At 38.9% G+C, this 11094-nt stretch carries 11 protein-coding genes and 1 pseudogene; 4 read left to right on the plus strand and 8 right to left on the minus strand.

Translation table 11 applies throughout. The features are described from left to right. Window positions 1–106: 106 nt before the first annotated feature. From Sarmat_RS07365 to Sarmat_RS04315, 5 genes and pseudogenes are all read right to left on the minus strand, one after another. Window positions 107–310 (minus strand): annotated as a pseudogene (locus tag Sarmat_RS07365) (transposase); the annotation flags it as partial. A gap of 215 nt (window positions 311–525) precedes the next feature. Further along, on the minus strand, window positions 526–1500 hold the full coding sequence (locus Sarmat_RS04300) for a class I fructose-bisphosphate aldolase (protein WP_202149592.1): 975 nt from the start codon (window positions 1498–1500) through the stop codon (window positions 526–528). Window positions 1501–1603: 103 nt separating this feature from the next. After that, window positions 1604–2443 (minus strand): 23S rRNA (guanosine(2251)-2'-O)-methyltransferase RlmB, encoded by an 840-nt coding sequence (gene rlmB, locus Sarmat_RS04305; RefSeq protein WP_202149593.1) that lies wholly within the window; start codon window positions 2441–2443, stop codon window positions 1604–1606. Between the two features lie 164 nt (window positions 2444–2607). Then, window positions 2608–4572, minus strand: a complete 1965-nt coding sequence (locus Sarmat_RS04310; RefSeq protein ID WP_202149594.1) for a flagellar hook assembly protein FlgD — start codon at window positions 4570–4572, stop codon at window positions 2608–2610. Window positions 4573–4740: 168 nt separating this feature from the next. Beyond that, the gene (locus Sarmat_RS04315; protein WP_202149595.1) at window positions 4741–6519 is read right to left on the minus strand and encodes a hypothetical protein; all 1779 of its coding nucleotides are present in this window, start codon (window positions 6517–6519) and stop codon (window positions 4741–4743) included. Window positions 6520–6599: 80 nt separating this feature from the next. Between Sarmat_RS04315 and Sarmat_RS04320 the strand changes: the two genes are divergently transcribed. From Sarmat_RS04320 to Sarmat_RS04330, 3 genes are all read left to right on the plus strand, one after another. Continuing rightward, window positions 6600–7280: an outer membrane beta-barrel protein gene (locus Sarmat_RS04320; protein ID WP_202149596.1), complete on the plus strand. Its 681-nt coding sequence runs from the start codon at window positions 6600–6602 to the stop codon at window positions 7278–7280. Window positions 7281–7796: 516 nt separating this feature from the next. Continuing rightward, the gene (locus Sarmat_RS04325; RefSeq protein ID WP_202149597.1) at window positions 7797–9500 is read left to right on the plus strand and encodes a methyltransferase domain-containing protein; all 1704 of its coding nucleotides are present in this window, start codon (window positions 7797–7799) and stop codon (window positions 9498–9500) included. A 41-nt stretch (window positions 9501–9541) separates the two neighbouring features. Further along, window positions 9542–9721: a hypothetical protein gene (locus tag Sarmat_RS04330; RefSeq protein WP_202149598.1), complete on the plus strand. Its 180-nt coding sequence runs from the start codon at window positions 9542–9544 to the stop codon at window positions 9719–9721. A 315-nt stretch (window positions 9722–10036) separates the two neighbouring features. On the opposite strand, the gene Sarmat_RS04335 is transcribed toward Sarmat_RS04330, so the two are convergent. Genes Sarmat_RS04335 through Sarmat_RS04345 form a run of 3 tightly spaced genes read right to left on the minus strand, consistent with a single transcriptional unit; the run spans window position 10037 to window position 10778 of the window. Beyond that, the gene (locus Sarmat_RS04335; protein ID WP_202149599.1) at window positions 10037–10282 is read right to left on the minus strand and encodes a hypothetical protein; all 246 of its coding nucleotides are present in this window, start codon (window positions 10280–10282) and stop codon (window positions 10037–10039) included. A gap of 41 nt (window positions 10283–10323) precedes the next feature. Then, a complete protein-coding gene (locus Sarmat_RS04340; protein ID WP_202149600.1) occupies window positions 10324–10620 on the minus strand; it encodes a hypothetical protein in 297 nt (98 codons plus the stop codon). Further along, a complete protein-coding gene (locus Sarmat_RS04345) occupies window positions 10605–10778 on the minus strand; it encodes a hypothetical protein (protein WP_202149601.1) in 174 nt (57 codons plus the stop codon). Before Sarmat_RS04345 ends, Sarmat_RS04340 begins: the two co-directional genes overlap by 16 nt. 94 nt (window positions 10779–10872) lie before the next feature. On the opposite strand from Sarmat_RS04345, the gene Sarmat_RS04350 reads away from it, so the two are divergent. Further along, a partial coding sequence (locus tag Sarmat_RS04350) for a hypothetical protein (protein ID WP_202149039.1) occupies window positions 10873–11094 on the plus strand: 222 nt, incomplete at its 3' end.

Raw genomic sequence — 11094 nt, forward strand, 5'->3', positions numbered from 1 at the left:
AATGAAAGAGGAATTTTTAGGAAAAATGATGTTGAGCGCCGCAGCATACTCTAGTATATGAGGAGCGCAAAGGAGTTTTGACAACAAAATTACCCCACGGAATAGGTTATGCAAGAGGTCTTTCTTTGCCCACTTGAAGCCTAATGTTAGTTCTCGTTTCGTTCATTAAATCTTCAATTATACCTTTGTGCTTTAGCCTATTAAAATAGTTAAATACTCTCTTCCATTCACCAAAATCATTTGGTAAATCTCGCCAAAAACAGCCATTTTTTGTTACATAGAATATTCCATCCCATAGCCTTCTTGCATCCTTAGGTGGTAGCCGACCTTATTTACCTTTTCGCTTGTATATTATTTTTCTATTAATTCCCACTCTTTATCACTAGTGTCGCTACTATATTTTTTTGACATCTTTTCTCTTTTTTGACGCCTATTATAGCAATTCTTCTTTATATTTCAATATTTTACGTGACTGGTTCTTACTTACGCAACAGCTCTTCTCTTCTTTTGTGGTTGAAGCCTCTTTTATTGCTCAATTATTTTGTTAACAGCGCCATAAATACCCCTGATACTATTTACTAATCCTAACGCATCTATAAAACGCCTTTGAAACGCATTACGACCAATAATAGAGCCGTGCCCCCCCCCTTGGCCAATAGCTCGCGCTTCTTGCAATAAACTTTCATCATCCTTCTTGGCACCGCCAGAAAATAGCACTATCCTTTTACCATTAAAAGCGCTTTGCACTATTTTTTGCACCATGGCAACTTGCTCATCGAATACAGAGGTTTTTGAATTGCGCCGAGATAACTTAGCGGACTCATCAGAAATAATATTTTGCATAGGATCTGCGGTTGGGAATTTTATTTTAATAATATGCGCCCCAATGCTGGCAGCGATATAAGCTGCGTAGCAACAGTTTTCCAGCGAATCTTGTCTTTCAATTCCATCGCCGCGCGGGTAAGACCAAACAACACTCAGTAAGCCCGCGTCATTTGCTTGAGATATTATTTCTCGCGCCTCTTCTATCATCTCGTGCATTTTATCACACCCAGGATAGATGGTAATGCCTACCCCTATCGCACCTAATTGCACCGCATCTTTTACGGATGCAGTGAATGCAGAATCAAAACAATTTAACTGTGGATTCAATTGATTATTGCAATTTAATTTAAGAATAATAGGTATGCGATTAATGAATTTATCCACCGAACATTCTATTTGTCCTAATAAACCAGCATGAGCACTAAAACCACATTCAATAGCAAGTTTAAAATAGTAGTCGGGATCATAAGCTTCTGGATTTGGATCAAAACTTTTGATTGGTCCGTGCTCATAACCTTGATCCACTGGTAAAACGAGCAGTTTACCACTACCACCCAACGCGCCATGAGTTAAGAGTTGATGCAACTTGCATCTAATTCCAATAGAACAAGAGCTATAATGAGTTAATATTTCCTGTACTGGATCTTTTGATTGTGTCAATATTTTTGATTGCATAGATCTTTTATCCTCAAGCATAATTTGTGCATCTCATGATAAATTAATTAAACTTTTAATTAAATTTTTATTTCCTTGAACCGTTTTGGATGTAAAAAGAGGTTTAGGATCGAATGAAAGAAAAGGTATGCATAACTATACCAGCTGCAACAGAAACATTTAAACTATCTATTTCTGAAGACATTGGGATTGTAAGAAAATAGTCGCATGAGTCTTGCACTAATCTACGAATACCCTTAGCTTCAGAGCCAAATACCACTACTACCTTGCCAGACATTGTTTTTTTTAATTGCTCAACCTGAGAAAGTTTAAGAGTAGCTACTGGCGTAATGTTCTGCTCGCTATAATTTTGCATGACAGATTCAGAGCTATCTTGATTAACTCTATGCGCTCCAATAACCCAAAATCCTTGCTGCTTCAGGCTATGTAATGCGTGAGCTAAATTTACTACGCGCGCAATCTTCACTAACTCCATACCACCACATGCCGCCTTTGCCATCACTGCATTTTCCTCGGGACTCCCATCCTGCGCTAAAATAATGCCGTTAATACCAAAAGCCGCCGCGCTTCTTATAATGCCGCCAATATTTTGGTTGTCCTGTAGCTGATCTAAAACAAAAATAATATTTGGATCGGAAGTATAGTCTAATGCTGAAAGTGAATTAAAAATAATAGGTGAGACGAGGGCAACAATATCTTGAGCATTATCCCTAGGGACAAAAGCCGCTATTTTAGCAGAATCAAGAATTTCGAATGGGAAGGAGGAAATGAGAGGATATTTTGCAAATATCTTATGAGTACAATAAATTTTATGTATTTTTCTGTGAGCATTTTGCATGGCATGCAGTACGCAGTGCGTACCATACATATAATAGCTTTTGCCATCTCTTTGGGTTGGACGAGAGGCGGGAGCTTTATTTTTTTTACGTAAGTTATTAGACATTATTAGCGCAAAAGGACCAAGGGAGAGTGATGACGGATATTATAAAACGCGTTGAACTATAGGGTAATTACAAGGAAATATTTTCAAGCCTCAAATAAGTTTACTGTAGTTACGCCTACTTATTACTATGCAAGAGGTCTAATGTTTGTTGTGTAAAAAAATATTTATTTATACATTCCATTAATCTTATTAGATTTTATCTGCCCGCCTGACGCTAAGTGTAAAAGATACACGCCTTCTTCATCGCTTTCTTGTGCATTTCGCACTTTTTCACGATTGCTGATTGGTATAGGACCAATACTACCGTCAGGAGACGCTGTGGTAATCGTCATTTCTATAAAATGCTCTGGTGGTAGCGCCTTTATCTCGGCATCAGGTAGTGTTACAGCAAGAAGACCGCGATTTTCAAGATGATATTCTTGTCGTTTTTCTTTTTGCGCTTTTTCGTCACCCGCCCCTTTTACCTCTTGCTCTTGCTTCTTACTTAACCATATACCACTTTCTTTCTGTATCGTATTTAGTGTCGTAAAAAATTCTATTTTTTTAGCGGGATCGAGAGCATTTACAGCCTTAAAACTACTAAAAACACCAGCAGACATGGATTTAATGCGTGCATTGACATCGCTTTTACTCTCACGGCAAAGATCTTTGTATTCTTCCGCGATTGAGAAAGGTTTCTTTATGCTAGATGGTATTTCTGGTAGTATAGTGTGCAGAACTTCCTTCTTTTTACCATCCTTTTTATCATCCTCGTATTTGCATACATTAATTGTAACCTCAGAAATACCTTGATGCTCTTGTATGAGCGCTCTAGGGGTGACGTGTATAACAGACATGTCTTTAGTAAAACGCACAGGACATTCTACTGTTGAACCAATAAAAGACGATAAGTCATCTAATTTTTTTTGATCTACTCCTCGTTGCTCCAATAGATTTGTTGTAGGTGAAGCATCGAGTATATTTTTCGCGTCTGATGCTACAGCAACAGATGTGATGTTATTTATTGGAAAGGCGTTGTTGTGCTCATCTAGAACATAACCGTCATTACTTATTCCGCGTACCTCCATACTATGCTCGTTATTAACTTTGGTTTCCTCGCCATCTTCATCCACAATCACTACTTTTGCGCGTATATCAGCCGATGGCTGTGAATGATCGTTGTGCACTGTAATATTATTATATCCCAATTGTAAATTACGCACTGCCTCTCTAGTGATCTCAGTATTTGTTTTGGGATTATATAAGACAGCAAAACATTTTTCGTTTTTATTTAGGGCGCGAGGAGAGATGAAGCGTACCTCCATTGTGCCATCCTTGCGTCGAGAATCAGTGGGTATAGAACAGTCCACAGTAATGTTTTTTTGAATTAACGAGCACGGATTTGCGCTAAATACTGCCGGTGGTTTATTAATGGAGGAGCGAAAAATGCTATGTCCACATACTTTTTTGTTATCACATATTGCTAAGAGCTGACCATCACACAAACTAATATCATTCAGTTTGTGATAGCTGATAGTTTCAATTCGTTGCTCTTTGTCTTGTTTTGGGGTAAACTTTACGGTATATACGTCTTGTACAGCCTGAATACCATCATTGTCATAACCTGACCATGTATACTGGTTCTCCCCTTGTTTGCATGTGACCTCTTGCTTAAAAATACATTGGTCTTTATAAAAAACTGCAACATCGAGTGCACCAGTCTTTAATGCCTTATATTCAATTGGCATACTCATGCCACTGCCCGAATATTCAAGTATGCTAGAGTCTACTTTGACCTCTTGGTCAATGCAGGCATTTAATTCTTGCAACTTATCTAAAAGAGATTGATGATGCGCGCGCTCCATATCTCTGCTTCTCTGCTCAATTTTAGCTTGCGTTTCGTTCTTCTTTTCCATCACCTCTATGGTTTTATACATACCTTCCATCCCAGCCATATTGGAGTGACCACCGTCTATTCCCATGATACTTGCTACGGCTTTTTGCATACTTTCTATCGAAGACATTTTCAAATGCAATTCAAAAAGTTCAGTCTGCTGTTGCTTTATATGATGTAAATCTCTAGATGATGCATCGTATTTTTGCGTAAATAAGTGCGGGGCATCGTTGTGTATTTTTTGCGTAGGAGCCATAGATTTCGAACCAACGTATGAATAAAAGGGTGTAGATAAAGAATATATGGTGCTTAATAGTATAGTTATATAAATATTAAATCAATAATAGATTATATTAATAGAATATCAAACCATTTTTATTTAATTTTTAATTAAACTTTCATTAAACCATAGTAAAGATATAAATTAAGATCGCATCATAATTTCATCCTCAACATCACTTCTTGAGTCCTCAATATAAGCGTCGCCAGAAAGGTGCTGCGCATAAGCATTACGAGCATTATTTTGCTGTTGCTCACTACCATGATTTTGTTGATTTAAGAAACTTGATTCAGATTGCGAGAAATACATCTCTGCATCTGGTGCAATTTGAGTAACTGCATGCTTTAGTTCCCTGGCATCTTGTTGTAGCATCCACATAGTGTCGGAATGAGCGCAGGCAAAGTTCAGTTTTTTGATCTTGCCATCAAGACCATATTCTAGATTAATAGAAATTTCACCTAGACAGCTAGGATTCATCTGTATAGTAATCTTACGTGGGGTCATTACTTTACAAATATTCACTGTCTCAATTATCTGATCAGCCACAAAAGAATACTTAGAAGAAGTCTCGCCTATTTTCACAACCATTGCACCATCTGATCTCTGCCAAAGACTAGCGCTTAAAATGCCTGATAGATTAGCTATAAACACTTCTGATACTTCCTGCATAGCTGATTTGGCCATAGATAGATTAGAAGAAAGCGAGTTGACGCTAGATTTGTCCGCTGCTGCTTCAATAGCGGCGAGTTGTGCAGATGTCTTGGCGTTGAGAGGTTGCGAGTTGTTAACTATTTGCTGCGCATAATATTCTGCACCACCTTCTTCATTTGTAAATGATTGACTAGATTCTTGAGAATTAAAAGAGTTAGACGTATCACTTTCTATCGTAACTCTTATATTTGATGTATAAGACGCCTGAGCAGAATCTGGTGCCGATTGCTCACTTTGAGCTTGCGCAAAATTTTTTGAATGGATGGTCTGTTGTGAAATAATTTGTTGTGAGTTAATTTTTTCTAACGCACTGCCTTGAGTATTATACGCAACATCTTGCACCTGCATCTTGAAGTTTAATAATTGAAGGTTGCTTTGCTCATCGTTTTGCGTCGCTTTGGTAGTGTCATGATATGTAATGCCTTCTTTTATTTGCATCACTTTTTCTTCTATTGCATTCAGCAACATTTCATCTGTTTTGATTTCCGAACAATTAATTGCTAGAGTTTCCTGCAACGCACTATGATTTTCTGTATCAAGCCTTACTTCTCTTTCTTGCGTTGTAGCATGCGTTGCAACCAGCATTGATGCTTGCTGAAGTAATGAGTCAGATAGCTCACACGCTTCTTCATCGCGCTCTTCACCGCATACTAACGCCCCTTCTTCATCGCGCTGCTCTTCGCATACTAAAGCTTCTGCTTTATCTAACCACTCTTCACTAGCAAAGATTTGCTCGTATTCACAAGCTTCTTCGTCTAATTCTGTATTTTGCATTGTTACCACCTCTTCCTTAGACTCAACTTTCTTACTACTTGAATCTGTAGTGGTTATGGCATCTTTTTTGCCAGTTTTTTGACGCACCTCGTTCTTCTGAGGGCGCTGGGTGTGCGTGGCGCCACCATCGCGTTCATTAGTTACGGTTTTGATGCGTTGACTGGCAGAAGGCGTGCCGCTCTCATCTTTGTCTTTGCTTTGGCCATCGCTCTTGCCTTTGTTTTTGTTAACTCGTATTTGCACCTCTCTAGACTCTCGTTGAGTTTTATTATTATCAGAAGACGAGCTACTCACTACGTTCTTTTCGCGGCGTATTTTAGTTTCAGATGATAATGCAGCGCTAAACTCCTGAGCCGAATCGCAATGCACATCTGATACGTGTAATAAATTTGATGAAGACTTGTGCTGTATCTCCTTGGTGGTATGTGAATGCGTCATAACTCGGTTTGCATCCCTTATGGTTAACGGGTTAATATTCTAATTACAAGATTTTTATCACACAATTATAACATTTTGATATGATTTGTGCAATAGCCGGAATATGTCTCAGACTTTGCGTATTTTTAGCGCTCAGTCTATCTCTATATCACCCATATGCACATGGCACTGACGCGTATAAATCTGAAATATCGTCATCGCAGAACTACTATGTTGGAGTATTAGGATATTATAATTCTTTAGTGTCTAGTAATGCTAGGTTCCAAGGGGATTTGAGTGCTTTGGGAGGATACGGCCTCAAGTTGGGGCGATATTTTTATCCAAGCATCGCTCTGGAGTTGGAATGGAATTGTATAAATGATAGCGGGAGAAATGTTGAGGCGCAGATGCCTCAAAAATACGATCGACCTTATCTTTTTCAGAAAAGTCAGAATTTTTTATTAAATTTGGTATATCGATGCGATGCATATAACGTAGTGAATCCTATTTTCTTATTTGGTTGCGGCGTTGCTTCAAGTATGGCGAGATCATCAAGCGATGATGCAACCTACAGGTCAAATCAATTTGTATACAAGGCTGGGGCTGGAATAAACTATCGTATTAGTCAGAGTTTGGCCATCGAATTACTTTGTAATTTAAATATTACGAAATTTTTTCTCCCGAAAGTTATAGAAAATTCTATACAAAGGCAACATAATAGCCAAGGATTTGATTTATTACAATTGAGTGTGGGAGTGGTATACACTTTTGGAAGGAATTGAGCTTGAAATCCGATTTGAAGACTGATAGAATGTCTGGAGTATTTTAGTCTTGGTAATGTGCGTTACTGTATTTAGTGGTTAGGTTGTTTGCACTCCTTTTATCCACTGAGTGTTTTGATAGATGTACGGAGGTTTTGAGGCGCTGCGTTTTGCGTTCTGTAACAAACGATTGCATTACCAAGGTTTATAAAAATTTCAAGCTTGGCTTGCCTCCTCATAAAAACTAGACTTCTTGGGAACTCGCTCATGATGAGCAAATGCAAGGAGTATGCGAAGCACAGAACTTCAAGCGTATCAAGCGTATATGAAGCGTACATGAAAGTTAAGTGAGGCTTTCGAATCAACAGCGCCGCCACAGTCGGCATGAAGAAGCAGAGTTTTCGAAGAAGTCTACTAAGCTGTTGATGTGCTCGCAAGGTTGCTTTGCCTCTTGTGTTTATGAGGTTAGCTTCGGTTTTTATACTAATTTTAATAATTGTCGTATTTGTAATTTAATTTATTTTGTGTTCAAAAAATATGTCGGAAAAAAATAAAGAAAAGATGATAGGGGGCCATAATCAACATAATGTAGAAACTAAAAATGGCGTTGCGAAGGGTGTTAGTGGGTATGCTAGCGAAGAAACTAGCCTGGCTCACGATTATGACGAGCAAGTCTATGCAGCTGCTATATTTGGCATTACCAGCCCAGCTTTATTGCAATCAATAGCCACTCTTTTTGGCATGAAGCCTAAACCAGCTGAAAAATGTAAGGTATTAGAGTTAGGTTGCTCTACTGGGGAGAATATACTATTTTTTGCGTCTCTCTTCCCAGAATCGCATTTTGTTGGGATAGATATATCTGCCGAGTCAATAAGGATTGCGAACCAAAACAAAGCAAAAATGAGCTTGAAAAATGTTGAGTTTCTCACAAAATCTATTACTGATGTAGACCAGGGCTTTGGAAAGTTTGACTATATCATTGCACATGGCATCTTTTCATGGGTACCGGAAAATGTACGCGATGCAATTGTGAGGGTGTTTAAAGAAAATCTAGAAGAGCAGGGAGTGGCTTATGTGAGTTACAATGCGCTGCCTGGATGGAGTATAGTGGGTGCTTTACGAGATGTGATGATGTATCACACTAGGAATATTGTCAATCCGGATGAGAAGGTAGACCAAGCATTGGCGGTGCTCTCTCTCATAAAAGGGTCTGTCACTGGTACTGCAATGGAAAAGACCCCTTATGCTCAGGCGCTTGATGCTGAAATAAAAATATTAGAAGGTAAACCTAGACACTATTTTAGACACGATCACCTGTCCACAGTCAATCAACCTTTCCATTTCCATCAGGTGCTTGAGATATGTGAAAAGCAGAATCTGCAATATTTAGCAGAGACGGATCTTGCGCAGATGTATTTGCAAAACATGCCTAAGGCTGCTGTTGATGCATTGCAAAGTGTACAAGATGTACGTCAGCTTATGCAATATTTGTATTTTATACGCGGAACTAGATTTGCATCTAATTTATTCACTCACGCCTCTTGCGTGTTGAATAGAACTTTAGATTGGAATAAGATTTCAGATATGTATTTTTATACGGAGTACATGCCAGTACCAGACAGCCCGGGCATGCCGATCCAGCAGGACAGAATTAGAGATCAATCAGACATGAAGTTACGCGGAAACTCCGGGGCTGAATTTAGTATTAACCACCCAATAGCTAAAGCTGCGCTTTGTTATTTGAATACAGACCTTTTCCGTCCGATGTCTTTGAATGAGCTTGTTCAGGGGGTCAAAGGGTTGCTTGCTTCTGAGCATATGGATATCCTTAATCCTATTGAACGGCAGATTCCTGACGTGATACTCCAAATGTTGTGCGGTGGTTCACTAAAATGCACTTCTTATACTTTCACAAGAAAACCATGGGATAATACTAAAAATCCGAAACTTACTCCGTTTAATAGGCATATGATAGATACGAGAGCTATATACGCCTCTCCTGTGGCTGTTATGTATCTGATGCAAGATATAGATCGCGTCATCGCTCTGCTATGCGATGGTAGTCGCAGTGTTGATGCTATAGTTGAAGAGCTTCATAAGCTGTATAAGGATGGTGTGGTGCAGCATGAAGGGGATAGCGGTAAGCCGAAGTCAGATACTGAAGTGCGCCAAGATATCGCGGGCAGAGTGTCGACGTGTTTGAATACATTATATGCGGCACAATGTTTGGAGCAGGTGTAATAGTGGTTGCTTGATTAGACATTTTTGCTTAGTCAGCCTTTTTGTTTGATTCAATGGTTATTATTATTCAGGATCTGCATAAACTGTATAAGGATGGCGTGACGCAGCATGCGACGGTTAGTGGTAAGCCGAGATCGGATGATGCGTCGCGTTTGGGTGTCGCGATCAGAGAGGAAAGTGGAGGTGTGTTTGGATCGACTTTCTTGCGCGCTTGCTCATGAAAACCGGGCGCGAGGACCGCGAGAAATGGAAACGTAGAGTTATGTTTGGGGAAATGATAGATCTTTTGTCATACCAAGCGGTCTTAAAAAATTCCTTGAATAGACTTCTTCGGAAACTAGACTTTAGTTCAAAATTGAAGTAAAATCGTAGATTGACAGGAGTAACAAAAACTGTATTTGACAGAATAGTAAGTATTCTTGAAGATGTTGAAACCAAGAAGCGAGCGGCAAGGAGACGAAATCTTAAGTTGTGAGATAATGTCTCGATAAAGCACTTCACGGTTGCACGAAAGCAGAATTTTAACCTATCAAAGCCTAAGGTAAAAGGGACCAAATAGGAACTTTTACCTCTTCTTTTTTCTTCATTTGTATCTTTTGATAGCCGGCTTCTATTAATCCTTTAATAATAATTGCAGCCGAAATTGCGGCTAAGGCGATCAATTTTTTATACCTTTCATGGCAAGTTATACGGCTTTTTTCAATATTAGACCTCTTTCCTAACTCTACTCCTGATGGCAACTGTGGCGACGCTGTCGATGCGCAAGTCCTCACGTACTTCATGTACGCTGCGGCTCTGTGCTTCGTATACTCCTCGCATTTGCTCATATGAGCGAGTTTCGAAAGAGGTCTATTGAATCCGCCGCTTTTAAATGTTTAAATAACCTTTCGATAGCCCACCTATGTCTATATTTCTCAAAAGCTTTTTGCTCTAATTCTTCGCAAGAAGCTAAAATCATTAAATTGCCCGATTCATTTTTGGATGCGTAAATAATCACCTTGTGCCCCCACAAAATTCCTTCGGAATACTCATATCCTAAAGGTTTTAAATTTGCAAAAGCTTTTGCTCCTCCTCCCTTCTTTAGTGAAGCGCGTCCAGCCTGTATTAACCTAAGATGCATGTTACAACGGAGCGGGATAATAAATTGTTTAGTCCCACTAAGAACTGGTTAGGATTAAGTATAAAATATTCAGGATGAATTGTCCACTGATTTAAAATAAATTGCCAAAGAGTTTTTCCTTTGATGGCTTTAAGTCGTTTAGCGAAGTTATAAGCCATCAGGTAAGCATGCAGATGCTGTTTCAGCTCATGGGACCGTTGCGAGATGAGGTAATTTTTGTTATAATAAATCTCAAAAGAACGAGGTTTTCAAATGTCTTCAGCGCATCAAATTACAATGGTAAGTTTAAATCAATTAGTTAGTCCAAAGCATCAATATCGCAAATTTAAAGACTTATTTGATTTTGAGGTGGCAGCGAAAGAATTAAAAAGCGTTGAATCTCCTGCAAATTATAAAGGTTATGGAGTTCAGCGTCTTTTTAAATGTTTGCTTTTGCAATTCATGGAAGATTTGTCAGACCGTGAATTAGAAAGA

The organism is Candidatus Sarmatiella mevalonica (assembly GCF_016751895.1).
Taxonomy (GTDB): domain Bacteria; phylum Pseudomonadota; class Alphaproteobacteria; order Rickettsiales; family Rickettsiaceae; genus Sarmatiella; species Sarmatiella mevalonica.

Bases quoted from the DNA above. Each gene is read 5' to 3' on its own strand.
- Sarmat_RS04300 (WP_202149592.1), bottom strand. From the start codon at position 1,500: ATGCAATCAAAAATATTGACACAATCAAAAGATCCAGTACAGGAAATA.
- rlmB (WP_202149593.1), bottom strand. From the start codon at position 2,443: ATGTCTAATAACTTACGTAAAAAAAATAAAGCTCCCGCCTCTCGTCCA.
- Sarmat_RS04310 (WP_202149594.1), bottom strand. From the start codon at position 4,572: ATGGCTCCTACGCAAAAAATACACAACGATGCCCCGCACTTATTTACG.
- Sarmat_RS04315 (WP_202149595.1), bottom strand. From the start codon at position 6,519: ATGACGCATTCACATACCACCAAGGAGATACAGCACAAGTCTTCATCA.
- Sarmat_RS04320 (WP_202149596.1), top strand. From the start codon at position 6,600: ATGATTTGTGCAATAGCCGGAATATGTCTCAGACTTTGCGTATTTTTA.
- Sarmat_RS04325 (WP_202149597.1), top strand. From the start codon at position 7,797: ATGTCGGAAAAAAATAAAGAAAAGATGATAGGGGGCCATAATCAACAT.
- Sarmat_RS04335 (WP_202149599.1), bottom strand. From the start codon at position 10,282: ATGAAGTACGTGAGGACTTGCGCATCGACAGCGTCGCCACAGTTGCCA.
- Sarmat_RS04340 (WP_202149600.1), bottom strand. From the start codon at position 10,620: ATGCATCTTAGGTTAATACAGGCTGGACGCGCTTCACTAAAGAAGGGA.
- Sarmat_RS04345 (WP_202149601.1), bottom strand. From the start codon at position 10,778: ATGGCTTATAACTTCGCTAAACGACTTAAAGCCATCAAAGGAAAAACT.